Consider the following 25,701-nt stretch of genomic DNA (forward strand, 5'->3'; position numbering starts at 1 on the left):
TTTCCAATCGTTTGTTGAAGAGCGACGTCGCATGGGAGACTGGGCTGATTTCGTTTCAGCAGATATGACTAGGCTTTCAAGAGTAAAGCTGGTTGAAGCGTGTGGGATTCAGCGAAGCATAATTTATCAAAACTCACAGGTAGTAACTCTGCTTCGTGATCTTGAGTCCGAATTAAGAGCGCATGGTGTTCTTTATGGGCGCAGTGCGGATGCCAATTGTGCTCACCAAAATGGTTTAACTCATGATGAAGAATTAGAGCAGCGGTTAGGAGATTTGTCTGCTTCGCTTTGTAAGTTTAATGACTATTTAAATGAAGTTTCTAATTCGCTTGTGGTGTACCCCTTGTCGAGGCCAAAATAGTTATGTGTATCCTTCATTTTGGAAACGGTTTGGCCAGCCACTCTGGCTATATGCGAGAGCGCGTAGGGATTTATTTTGATGATAATCATAACGTCCTTGAAGCACCGACCATGTGGGCGATGGCTGTCTCGAAGATACGTTCAAGGAGTGATGAAACGACAAGAAACTATGCGAATATCCTGAGAAGGTTTTTGCAGTGGTTGGACGATAGCCCAATCGAAGGGGCTGAAGTTGTATTTGGCGCGCAGAACTGGCAGTTGGTGGATGAGGATGTATTTGATGCCTTCCTTGTTCACATAGCATCTCCAACGGATGCGCTTCCTGATGGTCCGTCTCACAAAACCATGTATCACATTGCGGCAAGGGTCTGGAGCTTCTATCAGTGGGCCGAAAAGCAGGGCTATAAACACTATTTGGATATCAGTAGGACTGATATCCGATACATGCTGAAAGACCAGAAACTCCTGGCCCATATCAACCCAGTGGTTAAAGTTACTACCTTGGGATTTAATCTGCCCAGTGGTAGACCAGCAATGCATCAACGAGAAATGCAGAAATTTGTAAGGCAAACTGATTATGAAATAGCTCTCAGCGTGTTGAATGATCCTGTTTATCAAATTATCGCAGCGATCATACGAATTACCGGGCTTAGACCGATTGATCTTTTTCAATTGCCTTACCGAGGGAGAAATGAAAATTATGGATTCATTCCTTATGATGAGGGTGAGTACCCAGAAGGGTTAGATAATGGCGCGATCTATTATTATTTTAGGTCCAAGGGAAAATGGCGCTCCATAGACTTTCCAGGGAAGCTGTGGAGAGTTATTTGCGAGTATTATTTACCCTTAAGGCGGCAACGAGCGAAGCTATATGAGGCTAAGCATGGCATTCCACCAAGGAATAGCGACTTGTTTCTTTCCGCTCGTGGTGATGTTGTTACTCATGGAATGCTTGGTTATAACTTTAGCAAGGTGGTTTCTGCAGCGAAGAACTCCGAGAGCGCTACTGATTTTAAAGCCATACGATTCAATGCACGAATGCTCAGGCACACCTGTGCGACATATTTTGTTTATGAGGCGTTGAAAGCCCAGAATAGACTTGGAAGGAGTTTTGTTTACGATGCAGCGCTCGACGAAGATCTCAGGAAAATGCTGGGCCACACTGATGTTAGAACTACACTTGAATACTATGTTCATCTAGTCAACCGATATGTGCACGACAATCTTCTGACTGATCTTCATCGTTCGCGCGTTGATGCTGGTTTGTCCGCTATTTTAGACCGACATAATTACTCTGAGATTGTGGTATAGAACAGGCACTAGACATGCTGCCTTCTTGGTGAGCAGCTCTGGACACGTCGATATGGGAGTGCATACGATCAGGACAAATCGGGAAGGTGCCGCCGGCTGACTTGCCTCTGTAGATAGGTCTGGACGCCTCAGCGCTTTAAACGCCAACGGCTTTGGGTTCGAAGTGATTTCGCCTGCCCCTCTTCAGTTACACTCGGCGCTTTGCACGCCTTTCAAGGAGCAGTTGCGTGAACACGGAAAACCATTCTCAGACGGCCGCCTTTCTCTGGTCGATTGCCGACCTCCTGCGCGGTGACTTCAAGCAGTCGCAGTACGGTCGCATCATCCTGCCGTTCACCCTGCTGCGGCGGATGGAATGTGTTCTGGATCCGACCAAGGAAGCGGTAATCCGTGAGTCTTACGCCCAGGAAGGCCGGCCTGATCTGGTGCGTGAGCGGCTGTTGCTGCGCGCGGCCGGGCAGCAGTTCTTCAATGCCTCAAAGCTGACCCTGGGCACGCTGTCCGACACCCAGACCGCCGCTGACCTGATGAGCTATGTGCAGTCCTTCAGCAAGGACGCCCGCGAGATCTTCGAGCACTTCCACTTTGAAGACTTCGTACAGCAGCTCTCGTCAGCCAACCTGCTGTATCAGGTGGTGCAGCGCTTTGCCGCCACCGACCTGAGCCCCGAGCGCATCAGCAACTTCGGCATGGGCATCATCTTCGAAGAGCTGATCCGCAAGTTCGCGGAAAGCTCCAACGAAACCGCCGGGGAGCACTTCACCCCGCGCGATATCGTGCACCTGACCACCTCGCTGGTGATCACCGGGCAGGACGACAAGCTCAAGCCCAACAGCATCGTCACCATCTATGACCCGACTGCCGGCACCGGCGGCTTCCTCTCCGAGGGCGACGAGTACATCCAGTCCGTAAGCGTTCATTCCAAGACATCCTGCCATCCCGCTGACTTCCGCCCTAGAGTGACCTCGCATTCAACAACGCGAGGTTATTTCCATGAGAAAACACCGCACCGCAGAACAGTGGCAAGTCCTAATCGGTCAGCAGCGTGACAGCGGCCTGTCGGCCACGCAGTTCTGCAAGGAGCACAAACTCGGTTATGCCAGCTTCTGTAGTTGGCGCAAGCGCCTGTTGAGTCAGCCGGTCGGTGAGGCTGCGGATTCTGGTTATGCCAGCTTCCTGGATCTGTCATCGCTGATGGATGACTCGGCCTCTCCCGGAAGCGGCTGGAATATCGTGCTGAGCCTGGGTAATGGTGTTGAGCTAAGGCTGAGCCAGATCAGATGATCGGTCTGGATAGCCAGGCCCGGATCTGGCTGTGCACCGAGCCCACGGATATGCGTAAATCCTTCCGGGGCTGAGCGCTCTGGTCCGCAATCAACTCAAGCAAGATCCGCTCAGCGGGCAGTATTTTGTCTTCGTTAACCGTCGCAAGACCCAAATGAAGATGTTGTATTTCACGCCCACGGGCTACTGCCTGTGGGCCAAGCGACTGGAGCAGGGGCAGTTCCGGGTACGGCCGTCTTCTTCGGGACAGCGCCCCTTAAACCTGACTGATCTCCAGTTGCTGATTGACGGTATCGAGGTGCAAAAGTACCGTCAGTTCAAGCGTTTTCGGGGCACGTAGCGGGTTGTGTTCCGGTATAATATCGGCCATGAATTCAATGGCTTCCGCGTCCTATTCCAACGCCCCTTCCTACTCGGTACTGGCCGAGGAGAATGCCCTGTTGCGTGAGCAGCTACAGGTCATGCAGCGGCAGTTGGACTGGTTCAAGAAGCAGCTGTTCGGCCCCAAGTCCGAGAAGCAGGTGTATGACCTCCCGGAGCAGGGCGGCCTGTTCCAATCGAATGATGCGGCTAGCCCGGAGAAGCCTCTCGATGCGGAGAAACGCCCGGTTCGGGCTTATCAGCGAGGCACCGGAAAGAAACAGCGGGACGACGACTGCCTGAACGATACGGGTCTGCGTTTTACAGCGGACGTGCCAGTGGAAGTTGTTGAACACCTGCCGCCGGAGCTAAGCGGCCCCGACGCCGACCAGTACGACATCCTTGGCACCAAAACGACCTATCGGCTGGCCCAGCGGACGTCCAGTTACGTGGTGTTGCAAGTGGAACGCCCCGTATTTCGGCGCAAGGGCAGCGACAAGCCCGTGACCACGCCGGCCCCGTCCAACGTACTGGACAACAGCCTGGCCGACGTCAGCTTGTTGGCGGGTCTGATGGTCGACAAGTTCCAGTTTCACCTACCGCTGTATCGCCAACACCAACGCATCCAGCAAGCGGGTATTACCCTCAGCCGCAGCACCCTCACCAATCTGATCAAGCGATCTATTGATCTGCTGCGGCCGATCGTGGATGCCCAGACCGACAATGTTCTGCGCAGCCGGGTGTTGGCGATGGATGAGACGCCGATTAAAGCTGGCCACCAGGGTCGGGCAGGCCCACAAAAAGGCAAGATGAAATCCGGCTGGTTCTGGCCGTTATACGGCGATGCCGATGAAGTGGTGTTCACTTACTCGAACAGTCGAGGCCGAGCCCATATCGAGCAGGTACTGAACGAACAGTTCAGCGGAACTCTGATCAGTGACGGCTATGCTGCTTATGCCCGCTATGCCGCCGCACAGCAGAACATCATCCACGCGCAGTGCTGGGTGCACAGTCGTCGTTACTTCATTGAGGCGCAGAAGGACCACCCGATAACTGCCACCGAAGCCCTTCAGCAGATTGCCAAGCTATACACCAACGAAGAAGAGATCCGCGTCCAGCAACTGACCGGCGAAAAGAAACGCCAGTACCGGCTGCTCCACTCAAAGCCGGTGGTCAGCGACTTCTTCCAATGGTGCCGGGATCAACTGGCACAGGGCGGTCTGCTGCCCAGTGATTTATTGACCAAAGCACTGAACTACGTGCTCAGCTGCGGATTTCGGTGAACGTGACCGAGCGTTTCGCTAATACGTGACCGGTGCTTCCGCCCCGGTTGCGCGGGTTGTGGATTGTAATCGCATCGGTCACGATGCGGTTTGCTCCTCAGCTTTTTTCCGGCGCAGTGACTCGCCCTTCAACGTCAGTCGGTAAGCGCTGTGCACCAGGCGGTCAAGGATGGCGTCGGCCAGGGTCGGGTCGTTGATCCAGCCATGCCAGTGTTCGATTGGTAACTGGCTGGCCAGGATGGTGGAGCGGTTGCCGGCACGGTCGTCGATCACTTCCAGCAGGTCGTGCCGGGCACCTTCTTCCAGCGGGGCCAGCGCCCAATCGTCCAGCACCAAGACATCGACCTTGGCCAGCTGTTGCAGGGTACGGCCGAAGCTGCCGTCGCCATGAGCGATGCGCAGTTGCTCCAACAGGCGCGGGGTGCGCAGGTACAGAGTGCTGTAGCCCTGGCGGCAGGCCTGGTTGCCCAGGGCGCAGGCCAGCCAGGTCTTGCCGGCGCCGGTCGCGCCGGTCAGCAGCAGGTTGTGCTGCTGGCGGATCCAGTCGCCGCCTGCCAGGCTGGCGATCAGGCGCTCATCCAGGCCGCGGCCAGGGCGGCGGTCGAGGTCTTCCAGGCAGGCGTTGGCATATTTGAGCTTGGCCTTCTTGCGCAGCCGTACCAGGCGCTGGTTGTCACGCCAGGCCAGTTCGCGGTCGAGCAGCAGGCCGAGGCGCTCATCGAAGCTCAGGCTGTGGCTGGCCGGCAGCGTCCATTGCTCTTCCAGGGCGCGGGCCATGCCGTCCAGGCGTAGCTGGTGCAGTTGATTCAGGGTGTGTTGCAGCATCATCGAACAGCTCCTGTTGCGGGGTGGTAGTAGTCGGCGCCACGGACGTTCTCGTGGTCGCTGGGTAAGCTCGTTTCGGCGGTGCGCGTGGGCAGCGGCTGCTGATCCAGGCCTTGCTGGAGCAGGTTGCGCACGCTGCGCCCGGTGAAGGCGCGCAGCTGGACGGCCCGTTCGGCGGCGGCTTCCAAGCGTGCATTGCCGTAGCGACGAGCCAGCGAGAGCAGGCCGAGACAGGCGCGGTAGCCCATCTCCGGATGCGGCTTGTGGGTCAGCTGGTGATCGATCAGTTGGCGCGTGTAGGGGCCGATCCGCGCGCCCCAGTCGAGCAGGCGTTGCGGCGTCCATTCGCGATGGGCCTGGTGTGCGGCGGGCATGTGTTCGCGCTGGGTGCTGTAGGCGCCGCGACGGCCCAGCAGCACATGGCTGGCCACGCGCCGGTTGCCATGCAGCACTTCCAGGGTGTGCGCTGTCAGCCGCACCTCGACGCTCTGCCGGGCCAGGGCGGAGGGCACGCTGTAGAAGCTGCCATTGACCTCGATGTGGTAGTCGATGTTGACCTTGCAGCGCTTGAAGCTGGCGACCTCGTAGGGATGTACCGGCAGCGCTCGCAAGGCCGGGCGATCCAGGCGCTCGAACCAGTCGCGCCGGCAGCCATCGAGGCGCTTGAACGGGCGTCGATTCAGCTCCTCCAGCAGCTCGGCGATGGCCTGGTTAAGCGCATGCAGGCTGAAGAACTGCCGGTGGCGCAGTCGCGCCATGATCCAGCGCTCGACCACCTGCACCGCCACCTCGGCCTTGGCCTTGTCCTGGGGTTTGCGTGGCCGGGCCGGCAGGATCACCGTCTGGTAATGCCGCGCACACTCCAGCGTTGCCCGGTTCAGACCCGGCTCGTAGCGATCTGGCTGGGCGACCAGGGCGCGCGGATTGTCCGGCACAACCATCTCCGGCACACCGCCAAAGTAGGTCAGTGCCTGGCCCAGCGAAGTCAGCCAGTCCACCTGGGTTTCGCCCGGCGTCGCGCAGGCATAGGTGTAATTCGAGGCGCCCAGGGCGGCGACGAAGATATGCGCCCGGCGGACTTCGCCGGTGGCCGGGTCGACCACCGGCAGCGTCGGCCCTGCATAGTCGATGAACAGCTTCTCGCCCGCGCGGTGCACCTGGCGCATCGAACGTTTGAGCGTCTGGGCGTAGCGCCGGTAGTGCTCGACGAACTGGGTGTAGCGGTAGGTCGGCTGGCCCGCATGCGCGGCGAGATATTCCTCCCACAGCAGCTGCAAGGTCACGCCCTTGCGCCGCAGCTCGCGGTGGATGCTCAGCACGTCGGGTGGCACCCGCTCACCGCGCGGCTTGTTTGTCGGCGCCGACGCAAACAAGGCGGCCGCCAGTGCGGCCTCGTCCATGGCCGCCAGCGCCGGCCAGTCCAGTCCGGCCACGCGCGCCGCCGTGACGTATTTGCTGACCACGCCTTTGGACAACTGCAAGGCGCGGGCGATCTTCTCGTGGGACAAACCGGCCTCGAACTTGAGGCGCAGACATTCTTTGATGTTTCGCATGGCTACTCGCGGCGCCGCCATCTTCCCCTCCCGAAATCGGGCGAGGGTGACGGCGCATCAGGTCATGCGCAACGAGAGGGAAGGCTTTCGCTAAGCCGTGACCGGCGATTTCGGTAAGCCGTGACCGCCGGTTTCGGAACGGGCGGAAAATCGGTCACGTTGCTACCGAAATGAGCGGTCACGCGTTAGCGAAATGACCGGTCACGATCTACCGAAACGGCCGGTCACGATGCTCCGAAATCCGCACTCAGCCGTGAAGCCAGCCTGACCGTCTTCCTGGAAGACCCAGACGTCCAGCCAGACACCAACCACCTGGAACGGGCCCTGCGCCCCATTCCCATGGGACGCAAGAACTGGCTGTTCTGCTGGACTGAACTCGGCGCGGAACACGTGGGCATCATCCAGAGCCTGATCACTACGTGCAAACTGCACGACATCAACCCGTACACCTATCTGGTGGACGTGCTGCAGCGCATCAGTCAGCACCCGGCCAGCAAGGTCGCTGACCTGACGCCTCGGCTCTGGAAGACCCGGTTCGCCGATAATCCGTTACGCTCGCTGATCGATCCGCGCCATTCTGATCGACAGACCGCACAGCCAAAGGGCACCCTCCATGCGCATTGAAGACATGAGCATCGATCAGCTATTGGAGCTGAACCGAATGATCTGCCGGCGCATTGATGAACTGCAAGATCAAGAAAACCTGCAGGCGCTGAGTCGGCTGCACGTGGGGCTGAAGGTGACCTTCGAAAGCCGAACTGGCTTGACTATGGGGATCGTCACCAAGATCAACCGCAAGAGCGTGATCGTCCTGGCCGAGAACGGCACGAAACAGTACAAGGTCTCACCGGAATTGCTAAGGCCCCTTCGGGACGTAAAGTAAGTCCAGTACGTCGTGGAATGAACGCTTACATGGAGGGTGCCCTTTGGCTGTGCGGTCTGTCGATCAGAATGGCGCGGATCGATCAGCGAGCGTAACGGATTATCGGCGAACCGGGTCTTCCAGAGCCGAGGCGTCAGGTCAGCGACCTTGCTGGCCGGGTGCTGACTGATGCGCTGCAGCACGTCCACCAGATAGGTGTACGGGTTGATGTCGTGCAGTTTGCACGTAGTGATCAGGCTCTGGATGATGCCCACGTGTTCCGCGCCGAGTTCAGTCCAGCAGAACAGCCAGTTCTTGCGTCCCATGGGAATGGGGCGCAGGGCCCGTTCCAGGTGGTTGGTGTCTGGCTGGACGTCTGGGTCTTCCAGGAAGACGGTCAGGCTGGCTTCACGGCTGAGCACGTAGTTCAGTGCTTTGGTCAATAAATCACTGGGCAGCAGACCGCCCTGTGCCAGTTGATCCCGGCACCATTGGAAGAAGTCGCTGACCACCGGCTTTGAGTGGAGCAGCCGGTACTGGCGTTTCTTTTCGCCGGTCAGTTGCTGGACGCGGATCTCTTCTTCGTTGGTGTATAGCTTGGCAATCTGCTGAAGGGCTTCGGTGGCAGTTATCGGGTGGTCCTTCTGCGCCTCAATGAAGTAACGACGACTGTGCACCCAGCACTGCGCGTGGATGATGTTCTGCTGTGCGGCGGCATAGCGGGCATAAGCAGCATAGCCGTCACTGATCAGAGTTCCGCTGAACTGTTCGTTCAGTACCTGCTCGATATGGGCTCGGCCTCGACTGTTCGAGTAAGTGAACACCACTTCATCGGCATCGCCGTATAACGGCCAGAACCAGCCGGATTTCATCTTGCCTTTTTGTGGGCCTGCCCGACCCTGGTGGCCAGCTTTAATCGGCGTCTCATCCATCGCCAACACCCGGCTGCGCAGAACATTGTCGGTCTGGGCATCCACGATCGGCCGCAGCAGATCAATAGATCGCTTGATCAGATTGGTGAGGGTGCTGCGGCTGAGGGTAATACCCGCTTGCTGGATGCGTTGGTGTTGGCGATACAGCGGTAGGTGAAACTGGAACTTGTCGACCATCAGACCCGCCAACAAGCTGACGTCGGCCAGGCTGTTGTCCAGTACGTTGGACGGGGCCGGCGTGGTCACGGGCTTGTCGCTGCCCTTGCGCCGAAATACGGGGCGTTCCACTTGCAACACCACGTAACTGGACGTCCGCTGGGCCAGCCGATAGGTCGTTTTGGTGCCAAGGATGTCGTACTGGTCGGCGTCGGGGCCGCTTAGCTCCGGCGGCAGGTGTTCAACAACTTCCACTGGCACGTCCGCTGTAAAACGCAGACCCGTATCGTTCAGGCAGTCGTCGTCCCGCTGTTTCTTTCCGGTGCCTCGCTGATAAGCCCGAACCGGGCGTTTCTCCGCATCGAGAGGCTTCTCCGGGCTAGCCGCATCATTCGATTGGAACAGGCCGCCCTGCTCCGGGAGGTCATACACCTGCTTCTCGGACTTGGGGCCGAACAGCTGCTTCTTGAACCAGTCCAACTGCCGCTGCATGACCTGTAGCTGCTCACGCAACAGGGCATTCTCCTCGGCCAGTACCGAGTAGGAAGGGGCGTTGGAATAGGACGCGGAAGCCATTGAATTCATGGCCGATATTATACCGGAACACAACCCGCTACGTGCCCCGAAAACGCTTGAACTGACGGTACTTTTGCACCTCGATACCGTCAATCAGCAACTGGAGATCAGTCAGGTTTAAGGGGCGCTGTCCCGAAGAAGACGGCCGTACCCGGAACTGCCCCTGCTCCAGTCGCTTGGCCCACAGGCAGTAGCCCGTGGGCGTGAAATACAACATCTTCATTTGGGTCTTGCGACGGTTAACGAAGACAAAATACTGCCCGCTGAGCGGATCTTGCTTGAGTTGATTGCGGACCAGAGCGCTCAGCCCCGGAAGGATTTACGCATATCCGTGGGCTCGGTGCACAGCCAGATCCGGGCCTGGCTATCCAGACCGATCATCTGATCTGGCTCAGCCTTAGCTCAACACCATTACCCAGGCTCAGCACGATATTCCAGCCGCTTCCGGGAGAGGCCGAGTCATCCATCAGCGATGACAGATCCAGGAAGCTGGCATAACCAGAATCCGCAGCCTCACCGACCGGCTGACTCAACAGGCGCTTGCGCCAACTACAGAAGCTGGCATAACCGAGTTTGTGCTCCTTGCAGAACTGCGTGGCCGACAGGCCGCTGTCACGCTGCTGACCGATTAGGACTTGCCACTGTTCTGCGGTGCGGTGTTTTCTCATGGAAATAACCTCGCGTTGTTGAATGCGAGGTCACTCTAGGGCGGAAGTCAGCGGGATGGCAGGATGTCTTGGAATGAACGCTTACCCCTCCATGCGCATTGAAGACATGAGCATCGATCAGCTATTGGAGCTGAACCGAATGATCTGCCGGCGCATTGATGAACTGCAAGATCAAGAAAACCTGCAGGCGCTGAGTCGGCTGCACGTGGGGCTGAAGGTGACCTTCGAAAGCCGAACTGGCTTGACTATGGGGATCGTCACCAAGATCAACCGCAAGAGCGTGATCGTCCTGGCCGAGAACGGCACGAAACAGTACAAGGTCTCACCGGAATTGCTAAGGCCCCTTCGGGACGTAAAGTAAGTCCAGTACGTCGTGGAATGAACGCTTACTCCAGTCCATCAGCCAGCAGGTCACCGTGTCGCTGCATGGCCAGGAGCTGAACCCCGAGTCCTACGCCATCTGCAAGGCGGACATGCTGATCAAGGGCCAGGACGTCACCAGCATCAAGCTGGGCAACACCCTGTCCGACGACCAACTGGCCGACAGCCGCTTCGACTTCATGCTCAGCAACCCGCCGTTCGGCGTGGAGTGGAAGAAGGTGCAGAAGCAGATCACCGACGAGCACAGCGAAAAGGGCTTTAACGGCCGCTTCGGCCCCGGCCTGCCGCGTGTGTCCGATGGCTCGCTGCTGTTCCTCCTGCACCTGGTCAGCAAGATGCGTGACCCGCGTGAAGGCGGCTCGCGCATCGGCATCATCCTCAACGGCTCGCCGCTGTTTACCGGCGGCGCCGGTTCGGGCGAGTCGGAGATTCGCCGCTACCTGCTGCAGAACGATCTGGTCGAAGCCATCATCGCCCTGCCCACCGATATGTTCTACAACACCGGCATCGCCACCTATGTGTGGGTGCTGAGCAACCACAAGGCCGCCGTTCGCCAGGGCAAGGTGCAGTTGATCGACGGCAGCCAGCACTTTGCCAAGATGCGCAAATCGCTGGGCAGCAAGCGCGAGTACCTCACCGAGGAGCAGATCGACGAACTGGTGCGTCTGTATGGCCGCTTCGAGCAAACCCCGCAGAGCAAAATCTTCCCTGTCGAAGCCTTCGGCTACCGGCGCATTACCGTCGAGCGCCCGCTGCGCCTGAATTTCCAGGTAAGCCCGGAGCGCATCGAAAAAGTGCTGGCAGAAAAGGCCATCCAGAAACGCGATGCCAGCGCCCGCCAGCAGCTAATCGAAGCGCTGCAAACCCTGGACGCCAACCAACTGCACCGCAACCGCGAGCAGTTCAGCAAACTGCTGAATAAAACCCTTAACGCTCACAACGTCGCCGTGAGTGGTGCCGAGCTGAAAGCCATTCTCAACGCCCTGAGCGAGCGCGACCCCGAGGCCGATATCTGCATGGTCAAAGGCCAGCCGGAAGCCGATGCCGGCCTGCGCGATAACGAGAACGTGCCGCTGGGTGAGTCGGTGTACGACTACTTCGAGCGTGAAGTGAAACCCCATGTGCCGGATGCCTGGATCGACGAGAGCAAGCGTGATGAGCAGGACGGCGAAGTCGGCGTGGTTGGCTTCGAGATTCCCTTCAACCGCCACTTCTATGTATTCCAGCCGCCGCGCCCGCTGGCAGAGATCGACCGCGACCTGAAAGCCTGCACCGACCGCATCAAGCAGATGATCGAGGGGCTGTCGGCATGAGCTTTCCGACGTATCCGACGTACAAGGATTCCGGGGTTGAATGGCTGGGGGAAGTCCCCGAGCATTGGGTCATGGGCTCCCTGAAAAATATGGCGCAGATACGCAATGGGAGAGACTACAAGGAGGTTGAAAGCTCAGATGGAGAGTACCCAGTAATTGGTTCTGGAGGGCAGTTCTCGAATGCCACTCAGTACCTTTATGAGGGTGAGTCGGTTTTGCTTGGTCGCAAGGGGACCATTGACAAACCGCTCTATATCAATGGCAGGTTCTGGACGGTGGACACCATGTTTTACACCGAGATTTCCAAAGGAGCCTGCGCGAAGTTTTTTTATTACAACTCGCTCACTATCCCATTTGGTTATTACTCGACCAGCACAGCCCTACCGAGCATGACCCAGGCCGATTTGCTGAACCATCCAGCAGCAATCCCGACCAAGCTCGAACAAACCCAAATCGCCCGCTTCCTCGACCACGAAACCGCCCGCATCGACGCGCTGATCGAAGAGCAGCAGCGCCTGATCGAACTGCTCAAGGAAAAGCGTCAGGCCGTGATCTCCCACGCCGTCACCAAAGGCCTCGACCCGACGGTGTCGATGAAAGAATCCGGCGTTGAGTGGCTGGGTGAGGTGCCGGCGCACTGGAATGTTGGCACTCTTCGTTGGTACGCGACCATCCAGGGAGGTGTGGCAAAGGGTAAGGATTATGAGGGGCGCGAAACCGTGGTTATGCCCTACCTGCGCGTGGCAAATGTGCAGAATGGCTACGTGGATTTAGCTGAGGTAAAAGAAATAGCCGTACTTGAATCTGAGGTCGAGCGTTACAGGCTTCGAGCTGGTGACGTGCTTATGAACGAAGGCGGCGACAACGATAAGTTAGGGCGCGGCACGGTTTGGCAGGCTCAAATAGATCCATGCCTCCACCAAAATCATGTGTTCGCAATCCGGCCTAATGGTTTGCTGAGAGCAGAATGGTTGGCAGCCTTTACGCAGGCAGAGCAGGCGCGGACTTATTTTTATTTGAACTCTAAGCAGAGCACCAATCTTGCGTCCATATCCGCAAGTAATGTCATGAGTCTGGCGTTACCGATTCCTTCCGAGAAGGAGCAACTGGAAATCCTGACTTATCTCGAAGCAGACCGCAGTAGGCATGAGGAGCTAACTGCTGTGGCTGTATCGACTGTCGAGCTACTCCAAGAGCGCCGCTCCGCCCTAATCTCCGCCGCCGTAACCGGCAAGATTGATGTGCGCGGCTGGCAGCCCCCGGTCAGCACTCAAGCCCCCGAATTAGCCGTAGCAGAGGTCGTGTAATGGCAGGCAGCAAGGAAGCCCAACTCCAACAGGACATAATCGCCGCCATGGTCGCCCAGGGCTGGCTCACCGGCCCGGCCAGCGGCTATGACCGGGGTACGGCGCTGTATACCGAGGACTTTCTCGGTTACTTCAAGGAGGCCTGGCCGGAGCGCTGGGACAAGTTCGCCAAGGCCAACCCGAACAACCCGGAAGGCGTGCTGGTGCAGAAGCTGGTGCGTGAGCTGGAGCAGGACGGCACCCTGGATGTGCTGCGCCACGGCTTCAAGCTGCCGGGGGTGAAGATTGAGGTGTGCAGCTTCAAGCCCGACCACGGCATGAACCCGGACACCCTCAAGCGCTACCAGTGCAACCGCCTGCGCGTGGTGCAGGAGGTGTCTTATTCACCCCACCACCGTGAGGGCGAATACAACCCGCGTCTGGATCTGGTGCTGTTCGTCAACGGCATCCCCGTCGCCACGCTGGAGCTGAAAAGCGAGTTCAAGCAGAGCGTGGAAAACGCCAAGCGCCAGTACCGCTATGACCGCCCGGTGAAAGACCCGCTGACGCGCAAGCCCGAGCCGCTGCTGACCTTTAAGCGCGGTGCGCTGGTGCACTTTGCCGTGAGCCAGGATGAAGTGGCGATGACCACCAAGCTGGCCGGCAAGGACACCTTCTTTCTGCCGTTCAACCTGGGCAGCCTCGACGGCGGTGCCGGCAACCCGCCCGCGCCAGACGATAGCCAGTACGCCACCGGCTACCTGTGGCAGCGCCTGTTCCAGCCGGATGCCTGGCTCAAGGTGCTGGGCCGCTTCCTTCACCTGCAGAAGAGCGTGAAGGAGGATGCCGACGGCAATCGCGTCACCAAGGAAACCCTGATCTTCCCGCGCTACCACCAGTGGGAAGTGGTCAACAGGCTGATCGAGACCACCCGCACTGAAGGGCCGGGCAAGCGTTACCTGATCCAGCACAGCGCCGGTTCCGGCAAGTCCAACTCGATTGCCTGGACGGCGCATCAGCTGGCCTCGCTCTACGATGCCGAGGGCCAGCGCCTGTTCAACTCGGTGATCGTGATTACCGACCGCACAGTGCTGGACAAGCAGCTGCAGGACACCATTTACCAGTTCGAGCACGCCCAGGGCGTGGTCAAGTGCATCACCCGTGATATCGGCAGCCAGAGCAAATCCGAACAACTGGCCGAGGCGCTGGCCGAGCAGACGCGCATCATCATCGTCACCATCCAGACTTTCCCGGCGCTGTTCGACGCGCTGGACAAGTACCCCAAGCTGGCCAGCGGCCGCTATGCGGTTATCGCTGACGAGGCACATTCCTCGCAGACCGGCTCATCGGCCAGCAAGCTCAAGCAGATTCTCGGCAGTGATGCCCCGGATGCGGAAGAGATCAGCGCCGAAGAGCTGCTGGACGCCGCCGTGGCCGCCCGCGCACCCAACGAACGCATCAGCTACTACGCCTTTACCGCCACGCCCAAGGCCAAGACCCTGGAGCTGTTTGGTCGCCCAGCCAACCCGGCGTTGCCGGCGAGTGCCGACAACAAGCCCGAGGCGTTCCACCTGTACTCCATGCGCCAGGCCATCGAGGAAGGTTTCATCCTCGATGTGCTGCAGAACTACACCACCTACAGCACCGCCTGGAAGATCGCCCACCCGGACGGCGACGACGAGGAAGTGGACTCGAAGAAGGCGCGCATGAAGCTGGCGCGCTGGGTGCGCCTGCATCCGTACAACATCAGCCAGAAGGTGGAGGTGATCGTCGAGCACTTCCGCGCCAATATCCGCCACCTGCTGGGCGGCCAGGCCAAGGCCATGGTGGTCACCAGCAGCCGGCAGGAGGCCGTGCGCTACCAGTTGGCGGTGCAGGCCTATGTGCAGCAGATGGGCTACGGCGATGTGCATCCGCTGGTGGCCTTCTCCGGCAGCGTGTTGCCGGACGGGGTGATCCCCGAAGAGGTGACGGAAAGCAGCAGCCTGCTCAACCCCGGCCTGAACGGGCGCGATCTGGCGGAAGCCTTCGACACCCAGGACTTCAACGTGATGATCGCGGCCAACAAGTACCAGACCGGCTTCGATCAGCCGAAGCTGTGCGCCATGTACGTGGACAAGAAGCTGCAGGGCGTAGACTGCGTGCAAACCCTGTCGCGCCTGAACCGTACCTTTGGCGACAGCAAGCCGACCTTCATCCTCGACTTCTTCAACGACGCCCAGGACATTCTCGACGCCTTCCTGCCGTACTACACCAAGGCCGAGCTGACCGACGTGACCGACCCGCAGCTCATCTACGACCTGCAGAAGAAGCTGGATGCCGAGGGCATCTACCACTGGGAAGAAGTGGCGGCGTTCGCGCTGGCCTTCTTCGATCCCAAGGCGGCCGCCAGCAAGCTCAGCTACTACTGCGCACCGGCGAAGGAGCGCTTTGCCAAGCGCTACAAACTGGCCCAGGAGTCACGCCAGCATGCGCTGGATTTCAAGCGTACCGCCGAGCAGAACGGCGACAGCGCAGGCCTGAAGAAGGCCGAGGCGGCAATCAAGGAAGCCGGCGAGCAGGTGGATCAGCTCGACCTGTTCAAGAAGAACCTGCAGAGCTTCGTGCGCCTGTACGAGTTCCTCTCGCAGATCATTCCCTATGAGGATCGCGAGCTGGAGCAGCTGTGTGTGTATGCCAAACACCTGCACCCGCTGCTGCGTGTGGATCGCCTCGATCAGGAAGACGTGGACGTGGGCGAACTGCAACTGACCCACTACCGCCTGACCAAGCGCGCCGAGCACCAGCTGCGCTTGAGCGAGGAACAAGGCGACTACGGCCTCGATCCGGCCACGGGGCTGGGCAGTGGCAAGCCCCATGACCCGGAGAAGAAGCGGCTGTCGGAAATCATCGAGGCGCTGAACGATATCTTCGGCGCCGAGGTGAGTGATGAGGATCAGCTGCAGTTCCTCACCGGCATCGCCAATCGCATCAGTCGTCAGGAGGATGTGATGGCCCAGGTCAACAACCACTCGGTCGAACAGGTGATGCATGGCCTGTTCCCCAAGCGCGTGCTCGACACCGTGCTGGACGCCATGACTGACAACGAAAAGATGTCGTTGGAAGTGCTGGATAACGAGACCAAGAGCCGGGCGTTTGCGTTGGTGATTTTGAAGATGCTGACGCAGCAGGCGGGGCTGGAGCAAGGTAATAGCAGCGCGGCTGTCTAACCGTATTACGTGCTCGGGTTAGATTTCAGACGGCTGTGGCAGAAGGCTTGAAGGATCGCAGGCGAGCTCGCCTGCGATGCGGTAGAGCTTCTCGACGGTGATGTTGACCTCACCACGCTCGATCCGGCCTACATAGCTGCGGTCGAGACTGCACGCCAGCGCCAGTGCATCCTGGGAAATCCGGCAGGCCTTCCTCTGCATTCGGATGCGTTCCCCTAACGCCTTCGCCAACTTATCCATGACCGTCTCAATTCAACTTGAGGCGGCACTATCGTGCGTTTGCGGACGTATAGGCCACGGATTATAATCCGCATTTTCGCGCTATTTCTTCTGGTGCCCTCAATGAAATCGGCCTCGTTTATCTTCGACAGGCGTCTGTATGAGCTGCTTCAGGAGCCAGGGCGTGCAACCTTTACGACCCGTGAACTGCGCGATGCTTATGCCGCTCGCCTAAACGGCACACATTTCCGTATCGCCGATGTGCGCCGCTATGTGTATGAGCAGATTCGCCGGTTGCTGCGCGCGGGCTGGGTTGTGCTGGATGAGGATCGTCGTGTTCGAGGGCAGGTCTACCATCTGCAGCCGATTCCGGCACATCTGCAACTGGAATTGATCGACAACGGCTTTGAGAGCAGCCTCAAGATTGCCGGGGAACCCCAGCAGGCACCGGCTGCGTTCGAAGTGGAGGCGCTACCGCTTCAATCTCCAGCAAATACGAATCAGCAGCTCGAAGCGCTCCACAAGGAAATCCGCTTGGACTTCCTGTCCTCTATGGGCGAGGCGGAACGATTCAAGCTGCTTCTGGATGAGATGCCACATTTGCGGGGCAAGGTTGAAGGCGAGTACCTGGAGGCCAGGGATCGTAGTTCTCGTCTTTTGGGGCATCTGCGCGCCATCGAGAAGACCCTCAAAACGCTCGCCGCACCACGATGAGTAGATCGCTACGGAGCTGGCAGAACAGCTGCATCACCAAGGCGCTGGAGCACTTCACCGTCACGCCGCACTTCTTCTGCCAGGCAACCCCGGGAGCCGGAAAGACGCGCATGGCGGCAGAACTGGTCAGCCAACTGCTTGAGCAGGACAGAATCGATTTGGTGCTGTGCTTTGCGCCGTCCTGCCAGGTCGTGGAGGGTTTTCGTTCGACCTTTGCGGAAGTCCTAGGCAGACGCCTAGATGGTCAGATAGGTGCCGTGGGCGCTGCCTATACCTATCAGGCCATGGAATACCGTGATGAGGGATTCTGGCAGCTGCTTGATGACTACCGGGTGTTCGTGGTCTTCGATGAGATCCACCATTGCGCCGGCCACGATCCGCTGCTCAGCAATGCCTGGGGGCAGCAGATACTGCATCGGATACAGGATCGGGCTGCCTTCACGTTGGCCCTTTCTGGCACGCCCTGGCGTTCGGATGACAAGGCCATCGCATTGGCTCGCTACTCTTCGCCCGAGGGGCATTTGATCTGTGATTACTGTTATGGCTTGAAAGATGCCATTGCCGACGGCGTGTGTCGATCACCTCGCATCGTGTTGCTCGACAATCAGAAGGTGAAACTTACGGAAGAGCTTGGCGCGGATAGCTCCGTGAGGCTGTTTCCCAGCATCGCCAAGCTTTTAGGGGAGTCACCTGTCACCTATGAGGAACTTCTGCGTCATGACGAGGTGATCAATCCAATCCTCGATCTTGGCTGCAGCAAGTTGAACGAGCTACGCCAGATCAAACCTGATGCCGCTGGTTTGGTGGTGGCCACAGACATCGAACACGCCCAGCAAGTTGCACTGGCTCTAGAAGCAATGGGTGAAGAGTGCCGCATCGTGACCAACAAAACCCCGGATGCGCAGCAGGTGATCAATGCATTCCGGAGCAGCGCCTGCCGCTGGATTGTGGCCGTCGGAATGATCAGCGAAGGCACCGACATTCCCCGCCTGCAAGTGTGCTGCTATCTCAGCCGTATCCGCACCGAACTGCATTACCGGCAAGTGCTGGGGCGAGTGCTGCGGCGCACAGGTGAGTCCGACGACCAGGCATGGCTATTCATGTTGGCGGAGCCAACGCTTCAGGGCTTTGCGGAGCGAATTGCGGATGACTTACCGGATGATCTGGCTGTTTTGAGCGATGCTCATATGCCAAGTTTAACCCCAGGCTCCCGGCCAGACCTGGTGGGGACTTTGGGGCATGCCGAAGGCATCGGCGATGTAGGGTTTGGTGGTGCAGAGCCTAATGTTGGGTCGCAGGCTACGAACATCATTTCGCTGGGTGGCTTTGCAATTGAGCCCGCTTACCAGGTCAGTTTTTCTCAGCATTACCGGCAGCAGCTTCTGGCTTGTTTTTGATGCTCGGCCAGTCGAAGCTCATCACACGATATCGGTGTGCATGAATCCACAACCGGCCGGTGCTGCCTGGAACGTAATCGAGAGGTGCGTATGGAAATTAAGTCGCAGGCATTGGTCGATGTCGTTGAGGATGTGATCTGCGACGTGTGCCGTTCTGGAACGCGAGTTCCCGGCTATGGCCTCCAACACGGCACGCTTGAAGCCCAATGGGGATATGGCTCGCAGCATGACGGCGAGCACTACCGGGTGCATCTCTGCGAGTCCTGCTTCTTCAGGGTACTGAGTGGATTGCGTCGTGAGCGTATGGTCAATGGAATGTTCGATGATGATCAGCCATTTGCTTCCGAACATTTTGGTCTGGTCAGCAAAGACAACTACTGGGGAAAGAACTGATTGTAGGGTTGAAAATCCATCAGCCGCACCACGTCGAATCGCGGACAAATTAGGGGTAAGCGCGCGGCTTGCCCGTTCTGGTCTCGTAGATTGGAATAACTGAATAAGGAGGTAGCCGCTTTGACCCTTCCGCATGAAAGAACCCGGAGTGTCGTCAAGACCGAAGCTTTTCTCCGCGACCTCTCTCGTAACACCGAACTACCTGATGACATTCGCAGCTATGCGAAAAGCCTGCTCAGACACTACCCGTCCGCCGTTCAAGTTTTCTCGCTGGGGCGCCTCGAAGAGTGCCTGGTAAACGACGCTCAAGATGATGAATATCGGCGAAGGGTGATTGCGTTCCATCAGCCGCTTTTCAGTTCGTCGTTAGACTTCACGCTATAGGCGTGAACGCCACGATGCTCAGCACTGATCAAGCCCAGTCGGTATCCGCCCGGATTGCGCAACGAGTCAAGCGCCTACCTAAAGGGCAGCCGTTCAGCATTAGCCGTTTCACAGGGTTTGGAACGAAAAACGCCGTATCCAAAGCAATAGCTCGACTGGTCAACCGAGGCGAGCTCGAACGGGTGTATCGCGGGATCTATATGCGCCCGAAACCCGGACGCTACGTTGCCAGGGCTCGCCCCAATCCCTGGAAATTGATTAGCCTGATTACCAAGCAGAAACGCTTGTCTCTGCAGATCCACGGCGCCAATGCCGTCAGAAGGTTTGGGCTCAGCACCCAGATGCCACTCATTCCAATCTATTACACCAACGGAGCCAGCCGTTCAGTATTCATTGGGAACGCTGAAATCAGGCTGATACATGCGGCCCCTATGGTCATGCAGCATGCAGGGACTGAGATGGGTGCCGCTATCAGTGCATTGTTTTATCTCGGTAAAGGCGGCTCAACTCCTGAATGTATTGCGGCGATCAAGAAAGGGCTCCGACCTGAAGACTTAGTCAAATTGCTGGCCTGCAAACTGCCGAAATGGATGCGAACGGCATTGGAAGCGCAATAGCGAAATCGCTGCATTGCGAACTGCAGGGTAGGGGCTGTAAGAACCAATGATCATAAGCGGCTGGCGACAGATATTTTGAGCACCGAGCACCGAGCACCGAGCACCGAGCACTGATCATTTGATGATCAACATCGGCGTTTCCTAACGAATTCTGAGCACTCCAGCCCGGCCAAGCTTCAGGGATTTCGCCTAGTAACGCGCACGTTGAATTTCAGCTGAAGTTTTTACACAGCCTGGGCCGCTTGTTGCCTGTCACGTTTGGCTGGTTTGGGGCGACTGTCGCCGCTCGTAGCTTTCTCAAACCAGCACTCTGTTCTGACTGAACTCACTACACAAAAGTGTATCTGGACGTTTATTACCGGTTCCTGCTGCCCGTTCCGTGGCGGGCCCTGACGGCCATGATCACGATATGAATTACCTGCGTGAAATCATGCTGAGCCTAGCCTAAAGTCAGATGTCGCATTCAAGATATATAACCGGCTAGGACAGCAGCCCCCCTCGAAAGGAATTCGACTATGCCTACGATCCTCCGCTACCTTTCCGTCTCCCTTGCTTCCGCCCTGGTGGCCGCTTATACGGCCCTGTGGTTGGCCTACCCCGCGCCCCTGGAACAGCCCCATGCGGTTGTTCGCCCGCCGCTGATCATTCAGCAGCAGGGGGACGATCTGTTGTTGTGGGGTGGCTGGAATACGGTGGCCGGTTACGAGCCGCCCGGGGTGAATGCAGTGGAGATTCGCTGCAACCGCGGCCGCGGCACCTGCCAGGAGGCTTTTGCCTCGATCCACCATCACGACGAGGGCGAAGACCTGGAAGCCCAGGTGTTCGACTACGAAGTGGTGGAGTGGACGGAGCAGATGCTGCATGCCACGGCGACCATGCCCGAGGCCGAGTGCGTGACACGCAGCCTGGTGGTCGCACTGCCGGCCGGCTCCGCCTCGCTGGAGCTGGTGCCGCAGGGCGATGACTGCGAGTTCGAGGTCAGCGCTGCGATGCTGGAGGGTGACCCGCTCTAGGCCGTTACCAGGCTCGGCCAGCGGTCGTGCACCGTTGGCCCACCCTGCGGCGGTGTGGTGGTGACCACGTAGACCCGCCGTTCTTCCCCGTGCTCAATGAGCAGCGCCTCAATGGTTTGGCCTGGCTCCAGGTCAAACCAGTGCGAGGCACCGGCTGCATTCTTCTCCATAAAGCGTTCGGCCAGCACCTGCACTGGCTGCGGGTGGTAGCGCGCCCATTTGCCGGCGGTGATGGAGTCGGTTCGGGCCCAACCGGTGGCGGGCAGGTGGCCGGGTTGCTCTTTGCGGCGGCCCCAGGGGACCCAGGCCACGGCGCCATCGGCCTGACGCACGGGCAGGGCGGCGCGTGGGTTAGGGAAGTAGATTCGCAGTTGCTGGCCGGTTTGGGTGTAGCGCCCAGCCACTTCGACGCCGCCGCACATGAGGTGCCTCCCGTCTATTGTCGTTGCCAAGGTTGGGGTTTGATAATACTGTATTCATATACAGTATTAGTGAGGTTATCCATGGCCCTGACAGTGATCGGCCGCCCGTTGCGGCCAGGTCTGCGGCTACCGTTGTTCCTGAGCCGCGTTGCCGCCGGCTTTCCTTCCCCCGCTGAGGACCATATCGAGGCCAGCCTCTCGCTGGACGAGCTGTGCGTACTGCACCCGGCGGCCACCTTCTTTCTGCGGGTGGTGGGGGACAGTATGACCGGCCTGGGGATTTTCGACGGCGACATCCTGGTGGTAGACCGCTCGATCACGCCGCGCGCGGGCATGGTGGTGGTGGCGGTGGTGAACGGGGAGTTCACCTGCAAGCAGTTGGCCTATGAGCACGGCGCGCCGGTGCTGCGCGCGGCGAACAAGGCCTACCCGGACATTCGCCTGCGCGACGGCGAGGACCTGGAGGTGTTCGGCGTGGCGACGCGCTGCATTCACAAGCTGCCGGGGTGCTGATGCCGACCTATGCCCTGGTGGACTGCAACAACTTCTACGTGAGTTGCGAGCGGCTGTTCCGCCCCGACCTGCGCACGGTGCCGATGGTGGTACTGAGCAACAACGACGGCTGTGTGGTGAGCCGCAGCAACGAGGCCAAGGCGCTGGGCATTGGCATGGGCGAGCCGTTCTTCAAGATCCGCGACCTGGTGCAGGCGCATGGCGTGCTGGCGTTCAGCAGCAATTATGCGCTGTACGGCGACGTTTCCGCACGGGTGGTACGGGTGCTGCGCGGGCTGGCACCGCGTCTGGAGGTTTATTCGATCGACGAGAGCTTTCTCGACCTGGCGGGCCTCGGCCGGCCGCTGGCCGGTTACGGCCGGCACATTCGCGCGGAGGTGCAACTGCTGACGGGCATGCCGGTGGGGGTGGGCATCAGCACCACGAAGACCTTGGCCAAGTTGGCCAACTGGGCCGCCAAGCGGCGTAGCCAGAGCGGGGTGGTGGTGGCCACCCGGCCCGAGCAGCAGGCGGCGTTGCTCAAGGACGCGCCGCTGGGCGAGGTGTGGGGCGTGGGGCGCAAGCTGCAGGCGCACCTGGGCGCGCTGGGTGTTAAAACCGCCTGGGATCTGGCGCAGCAGGACGCCTGGACGATGCGCAAGCAGTTCTCGGTGGTGCTGGAGAAGACCATTCGTGAGCTGCGTGGCGAGCCGTGCTTCGCCCTGGACGAGGGGTCGGAGCCGAAGCAGATGATCACCTGCAGCCGCAGCTTCTCGCGCCGGGTGACGGAGCTGGCGCCGCTGCGCGAGGCGGTGGCCAGCTACGCCTGCCGCGCAGCTGAGAAGCTGCGCGCGCAAGGCGATGTGTGCCAGCTGCTGCAGGTGTATATCCGCACCGGGGTGTTCAACCCGGACGAGCCGCGCTACGCGCGCACCGCCAGCGTGCCGCTGCACACGCCGAGCAACGACTCGCGCGACCTGGTGCAGGCGGCGCTGGCCGGGCTGGAGGGTATCTACCGGCCCGGCTACCGGTACCAGAAAGCCGGGGTGATGCTGATGAACCTGGCCAGCCCCGGGCAGGTACAGGCCGACCTGTTCGCCCCGGCGCCGCGGCCGCGCAGCGCGGCGCTGATGGCAACCGTGGACAGGATCAACACCAGCATGGGCCGCGGCACCGTGCGCCTGGCGCGCGTGCCGGCCCTGGGCGGCTGGTCGATGAAGCAGGAGCTGCGTTCTCCGGGGTACACCTGCCGCTGGGACGAGCTGCCAAGGGTACGTTAGATCATGAACAGGTGAGGGAGCCGCCGTTGCTGACAGCGACCTACCAAGCGTTCCAAAGATAAAGGAGGGTGTGAAAGACCCACTACCATTAAGTCAGCTGCTGCCGGTCGCGACAGACTGAAGTCGAACCACGGCTATCGGTCGTGGTAGGCAACAACCGGCCAATAGCGGACTGTTAGGGCCGATTCAGTCCTAGTGAATGACGGCCTATTTGATGACCTGCTCGGCTGGCTCTATGAGGGCTTTGTTACTGCCTCGCCAACGCACCGATTCGATGTTCTCTGCGTCGGCGCTCATACCGGCTCTGTCAGCCTTACCAGGAAGGTCGCAAACGCAAATCGCAAGTGGATCAGGCGACTACCAGATCAAGCAACCTGACTGCTTGCCGTCGTCGCGAGCGGAACCTTATTTTTTAGTAGCGAATCTTTGATGTAAGCATGCTACGACCGCCCACCAGCATGCGGAAACTATGTTGTTCGGTCATTGATGGCAAAGTAGTATCAATCTGCACACCAAACCGATCTAAATGGACTTGATGCATGGAAAACACCACCGATAGGGACGCGCGCGCCCGCCATCGTCATGCGAACATTTCGCCCTTCCTGGCAAGTGCCAGCACACTTCGTACAGGCGAAGACCAACTACCTGGGTATTACTGCGAGCAGCAGCAGATGTGGGTAGTCGACACCGAGCAAGGCGTTCTACCCATCATCAATGAGCAGGCGCTCTCGCAGCTGAAAACGAAGACTCGTGCAGATGGCGAAGAGGATGACGAGCACACCGGTGGAAAACACTGACGTGGTACAGAACCGGCGACATTGGCCGTCTGGACGAACAGGGCTTCCTCTACGTGGTGGATCGCTTAAAGGACATGATCATCAGCGGTGGCGAAAACATCTATCCCGCAGAACTGGAGGCGGTGATCGCGTCGCTGCCCGGCGTGGCCGAGGTTGCCGTGGTGGGCAAGGCCGACGAGCGCTGGGGCGAGGTGCCGATCGCATTTGTGGTCGCGACCCAACCAGGCGCTACCGACGAGGCCTCGATTGTCGAGGCATGCCGCCAGCGATTGGCGGGCTTCAAATGCGTGAAGTCTGTGCACATGCTTGAGGCCCTGCCCCGCAGCTCTGTGGGCAAGGTGTTGAAAAGACAGTTGCTTGCCTGAGCTTCTTAGGTGTTGTTGCACAGGAGCGGCACAGGCGGATCGAGGATGTCGATCCGTTTCAGGTATTCAGCCACCCCGCTCGCCCGGTTAGCGAGCGGGACCCGCAACGTTACTGCTTCGGAAACTCCGCAGCGATGCCCTGGACGTAGTAGTCCATACCTGCCAGATCCGCATTGCTGGCCGTGGCTCCTGGCGCAATTCTGACCTTGCCGGATTGGTCGGCAACCGGGCCATCGAAGGGGTGGAACGTGCCGCTCTTGATCGAGGCAATGATCTGCTGCGCCTCGGCCTTAAATTCAGCGGGAACGATATCGCTGATCGGCATGGTCAGGGCGTCATCGGCCAGCCCACCCCAGTAGTCAGCCGATTTCCAAGTGCCGTTCAGTACAGACTCAGTAGTGCGGATGTAGAACGGCGCCCAGTTGTATTCGATGGAGGTAATTACCGACTTGGGGCCGAAGCTGGCCATGTTGGAGGCATAGCCCACCGAGTACACCCCGCGGCGCTCGGCTGCCTGAATCGGTGCTGGGCTGGCGGTGTGCTGGAAGATCACATCGGCGCCCTGGTCGATAAGCGTGTTGGTGGCGTCGGATTCCTTGCCGGGATCGAACCAGGTGTTCAGCCACACCACTTTAACCACCGCCCCTGGGTTGTACTTGTTCAACGCGACCTGAATAGCATTGATGTCGCGGATAACCTCAGGAATCGGAAAGGACGCGACATAACCGACGGTCTTGCTCTTGGTCATTTTCGCGGCCAGGTAGCCGGCCACGTAGCGCCCTTCGTACGAGGTCGACAGGTAGGTGCCGAGGTTCGTGCTGCGCTTGTAGCCAGTGGCGTGTTCGAACGCGGTCTTGGGGAATTGCTTGGCCACGTTGGCCATCGGGTTCATGTAGCCAAACGAGGTGCCGAAGATCAGGTCGTAGCCGCTTTTTGCCATGTTGCGGATCACCCGTTCGGAGTCCGCGCCATCGGCAACGTTTTCGACGTAGGTGGTCTGGACTTTCTCGCCCAGCGCCTGCTCCAACGCCTTACGGCCCTGCTCGTGTTGATATGTCCAACCGTGGTCGCCAATCGGACCGGTGTAGACGAAGCCGACCTTGAGCGGCTCGTCGGCGTATGCGGTGATGGCTGCTGCCAGACCGATACCACTCAATAACCCTGCCAGTACTTTCCTGAATCCAGGCATGTTCATGCGCGTATTGCTCCCCATACGTTATTGGTTAGGCGGTTAGCCCGGGATAAAGGC

The 25,701-nt window shown here is 59.1% G+C and carries 25 protein-coding genes and 4 pseudogenes; 21 read left to right on the top strand and 8 right to left on the bottom strand.

Features of this window, described 5'->3' with window-relative positions:
• The first annotated feature begins 31 nt into the window (after window positions 1-31).
• The 6 genes and pseudogenes from LE197_RS28885 (at window position 32) to tnpC (LE197_RS28910) (ending at window position 4,598) form a co-directional block, all read left to right on the top strand.
• Entirely contained in the window at window positions 32-361 is a 330-nt protein-coding gene (locus tag LE197_RS28885; RefSeq protein WP_123789211.1) for a hypothetical protein, read from the top strand.
• 29 nt (window positions 362-390) lie between these two features.
• The gene (locus LE197_RS28890; RefSeq protein ID WP_169311241.1) at window positions 391-1,671 is read left to right on the top strand and encodes a tyrosine-type recombinase/integrase; all 1,281 of its coding nucleotides are present in this window, start codon (window positions 391-393) and stop codon (window positions 1,669-1,671) included.
• 227 nt (window positions 1,672-1,898) lie between these two features.
• Window positions 1,899-2,627, top strand: a pseudogene (locus LE197_RS28895) (type I restriction-modification system subunit M N-terminal domain-containing protein); the annotation flags it as partial.
• Between the two features lie 37 nt (window positions 2,628-2,664).
• Entirely contained in the window at window positions 2,665-2,955 is a 291-nt protein-coding gene (gene tnpA / locus LE197_RS28900; RefSeq protein ID WP_004423344.1) for an IS66 family insertion sequence element accessory protein TnpA, read from the top strand.
• Window positions 2,956-3,034: 79 nt separating this feature from the next.
• Window positions 3,035-3,295: an IS66 family insertion sequence element accessory protein TnpB gene (gene tnpB, locus LE197_RS37370; protein ID WP_226034097.1), complete on the top strand. Its 261-nt coding sequence runs from the start codon at window positions 3,035-3,037 to the stop codon at window positions 3,293-3,295.
• Between the two features lie 37 nt (window positions 3,296-3,332).
• Window positions 3,333-4,598 carry an IS66 family transposase gene (tnpC, locus tag LE197_RS28910; protein ID WP_226033778.1) on the top strand — a complete coding sequence of 422 codons (1,266 nt, stop codon included), beginning with the start codon at window positions 3,333-3,335 and terminating at the stop codon, window positions 4,596-4,598.
• A gap of 78 nt (window positions 4,599-4,676) precedes the next feature.
• Here the strand turns inward: tnpC (LE197_RS28910) and istB are convergent, their stop codons facing one another.
• Window positions 4,677-5,426, bottom strand: coding sequence for an IS21-like element IS1474 family helper ATPase IstB (gene istB / locus LE197_RS28915; RefSeq protein ID WP_126621874.1), 750 nt, complete (start codon window positions 5,424-5,426; stop codon window positions 4,677-4,679).
• The gene (gene istA, locus LE197_RS28920; protein WP_226033779.1) at window positions 5,423-6,997 is read right to left on the bottom strand and encodes an IS21 family transposase; all 1,575 of its coding nucleotides are present in this window, start codon (window positions 6,995-6,997) and stop codon (window positions 5,423-5,425) included. The genes istB and istA overlap by 4 nt, the downstream gene beginning before the upstream one ends.
• Before the next feature lie 228 nt (window positions 6,998-7,225).
• Between istA and LE197_RS28925 the strand changes: the two are divergent.
• Window positions 7,226-7,600: pseudogene (locus LE197_RS28925) on the top strand (transposase domain-containing protein); the annotation flags it as partial.
• A 345-nt stretch (window positions 7,601-7,945) separates the two neighbouring features.
• On the opposite strand, the pseudogene tnpC (LE197_RS28930) reads toward LE197_RS28925, so the two are convergent.
• From tnpC (LE197_RS28930) to tnpA (LE197_RS28940), 3 genes and pseudogenes are all read right to left on the bottom strand, one after another.
• Window positions 7,946-9,511, bottom strand: a pseudogene (gene tnpC, locus LE197_RS28930) (IS66 family transposase); the annotation flags it as partial.
• Window positions 9,512-9,539: 28 nt separating this feature from the next.
• Window positions 9,540-9,821 carry an IS66 family insertion sequence element accessory protein TnpB gene (tnpB, locus tag LE197_RS37375; protein ID WP_226034108.1) on the bottom strand — a complete coding sequence of 94 codons (282 nt, stop codon included), beginning with the start codon at window positions 9,819-9,821 and terminating at the stop codon, window positions 9,540-9,542.
• A gap of 58 nt (window positions 9,822-9,879) precedes the next feature.
• Complete coding sequence (tnpA, locus tag LE197_RS28940) at window positions 9,880-10,170, bottom strand: IS66 family insertion sequence element accessory protein TnpA (protein WP_004423344.1); 291 nt, start codon at window positions 10,168-10,170, stop codon at window positions 9,880-9,882.
• Window positions 10,171-10,243: 73 nt separating this feature from the next.
• On the opposite strand from tnpA (LE197_RS28940), the gene LE197_RS28945 reads away from it, so the two are divergent.
• The 4 genes and pseudogenes from LE197_RS28945 to LE197_RS28960 all read left to right on the top strand — a co-directional run bounded on the left by LE197_RS28945 (window position 10,244) and on the right by LE197_RS28960 (window position 16,359).
• Window positions 10,244-10,531 (top strand): hypothetical protein, encoded by a 288-nt coding sequence (locus tag LE197_RS28945; protein ID WP_226033780.1) that lies wholly within the window; start codon window positions 10,244-10,246, stop codon window positions 10,529-10,531.
• A 28-nt stretch (window positions 10,532-10,559) separates the two neighbouring features.
• Window positions 10,560-11,864 (top strand): annotated as a pseudogene (locus tag LE197_RS28950) (class I SAM-dependent DNA methyltransferase); the annotation flags it as partial.
• Complete coding sequence (locus LE197_RS28955; RefSeq protein WP_181072973.1) at window positions 11,861-13,171, top strand: restriction endonuclease subunit S; 1,311 nt, start codon at window positions 11,861-11,863, stop codon at window positions 13,169-13,171. The pseudogene LE197_RS28950 and the gene LE197_RS28955, both read left to right, overlap by 4 nt.
• Window positions 13,171-16,359 (top strand): type I restriction endonuclease subunit R, encoded by a 3,189-nt coding sequence (locus LE197_RS28960; RefSeq protein WP_181072974.1) that lies wholly within the window; start codon window positions 13,171-13,173, stop codon window positions 16,357-16,359. The genes LE197_RS28955 and LE197_RS28960 overlap by 1 nt, the downstream gene beginning before the upstream one ends.
• An 18-nt stretch (window positions 16,360-16,377) precedes the next feature.
• Here LE197_RS28960 and LE197_RS28965 read toward each other — a convergent pair whose 3' ends face one another.
• On the bottom strand, window positions 16,378-16,599 hold the full coding sequence (locus LE197_RS28965; RefSeq protein ID WP_003105872.1) for a helix-turn-helix domain-containing protein: 222 nt from the start codon (window positions 16,597-16,599) through the stop codon (window positions 16,378-16,380).
• Window positions 16,600-16,701: 102 nt separating this feature from the next.
• On the opposite strand from LE197_RS28965, the gene LE197_RS28970 reads away from it, so the two are divergent.
• The 6 genes from LE197_RS28970 (at window position 16,702) to LE197_RS28990 (ending at window position 21,096) form a co-directional block, all read left to right on the top strand.
• On the top strand, window positions 16,702-17,292 hold the full coding sequence (locus LE197_RS28970) for a hypothetical protein (protein WP_181072975.1): 591 nt from the start codon (window positions 16,702-16,704) through the stop codon (window positions 17,290-17,292).
• Window positions 17,289-18,689, top strand: a complete 1,401-nt coding sequence (locus LE197_RS28975; protein ID WP_181072976.1) for a DEAD/DEAH box helicase — start codon at window positions 17,289-17,291, stop codon at window positions 18,687-18,689. The genes LE197_RS28970 and LE197_RS28975 overlap by 4 nt, the downstream gene beginning before the upstream one ends.
• Before the next feature lie 90 nt (window positions 18,690-18,779).
• The gene (locus tag LE197_RS28980; protein WP_181072977.1) at window positions 18,780-19,082 is read left to right on the top strand and encodes a hypothetical protein; all 303 of its coding nucleotides are present in this window, start codon (window positions 18,780-18,782) and stop codon (window positions 19,080-19,082) included.
• Between the two features lie 120 nt (window positions 19,083-19,202).
• The gene (locus LE197_RS37185; RefSeq protein ID WP_143498806.1) at window positions 19,203-19,466 is read left to right on the top strand and encodes a BPSL0761 family protein; all 264 of its coding nucleotides are present in this window, start codon (window positions 19,203-19,205) and stop codon (window positions 19,464-19,466) included.
• A 14-nt stretch (window positions 19,467-19,480) separates the two neighbouring features.
• On the top strand, window positions 19,481-20,083 hold the full coding sequence (locus LE197_RS28985; protein ID WP_181072988.1) for a DUF6088 family protein: 603 nt from the start codon (window positions 19,481-19,483) through the stop codon (window positions 20,081-20,083).
• Between the two features lie 515 nt (window positions 20,084-20,598).
• Window positions 20,599-21,096: a hypothetical protein gene (locus LE197_RS28990; RefSeq protein WP_021441674.1), complete on the top strand. Its 498-nt coding sequence runs from the start codon at window positions 20,599-20,601 to the stop codon at window positions 21,094-21,096.
• Here LE197_RS28990 and LE197_RS28995 read toward each other — a convergent pair.
• A complete protein-coding gene (locus tag LE197_RS28995; RefSeq protein ID WP_021441675.1) occupies window positions 21,093-21,518 on the bottom strand; it encodes a hypothetical protein in 426 nt (141 codons plus the stop codon). The genes LE197_RS28990 and LE197_RS28995 overlap by 4 nt on opposite strands.
• An 81-nt stretch (window positions 21,519-21,599) precedes the next feature.
• Here LE197_RS28995 and LE197_RS29000 point away from each other — a divergent pair, with 81 nt between their 5' ends.
• The 4 genes from LE197_RS29000 (at window position 21,600) to LE197_RS29015 (ending at window position 24,452) form a co-directional block, all read left to right on the top strand.
• Entirely contained in the window at window positions 21,600-22,031 is a 432-nt protein-coding gene (locus tag LE197_RS29000) for a LexA family protein (protein ID WP_181072978.1), read from the top strand.
• On the top strand, window positions 22,031-23,290 hold the full coding sequence (umuC, locus tag LE197_RS29005) for a translesion error-prone DNA polymerase V subunit UmuC (protein ID WP_181072979.1): 1,260 nt from the start codon (window positions 22,031-22,033) through the stop codon (window positions 23,288-23,290). Before LE197_RS29000 ends, umuC begins: the two co-directional genes overlap by 1 nt.
• 539 nt (window positions 23,291-23,829) lie before the next feature.
• The gene (locus LE197_RS29010; protein ID WP_017678258.1) at window positions 23,830-24,087 is read left to right on the top strand and encodes a hypothetical protein; all 258 of its coding nucleotides are present in this window, start codon (window positions 23,830-23,832) and stop codon (window positions 24,085-24,087) included.
• 74 nt (window positions 24,088-24,161) lie between these two features.
• A complete protein-coding gene (locus LE197_RS29015) occupies window positions 24,162-24,452 on the top strand; it encodes an AMP-binding enzyme (protein WP_017678257.1) in 291 nt (96 codons plus the stop codon).
• Window positions 24,453-24,561: 109 nt separating this feature from the next.
• On the opposite strand, the gene LE197_RS29020 is transcribed toward LE197_RS29015, so the two are convergent.
• Window positions 24,562-25,647, bottom strand: a complete 1,086-nt coding sequence (locus tag LE197_RS29020; protein WP_079456520.1) for a BMP family ABC transporter substrate-binding protein — start codon at window positions 25,645-25,647, stop codon at window positions 24,562-24,564.
• Between the last annotated feature and the right edge of the window lie 54 nt (window positions 25,648-25,701).

Source organism: Pseudomonas sp. PS1(2021), assembly GCF_020405165.1.
Classification (GTDB): Bacteria; Pseudomonadota; Gammaproteobacteria; order Pseudomonadales; family Pseudomonadaceae; genus Pseudomonas; species Pseudomonas aeruginosa.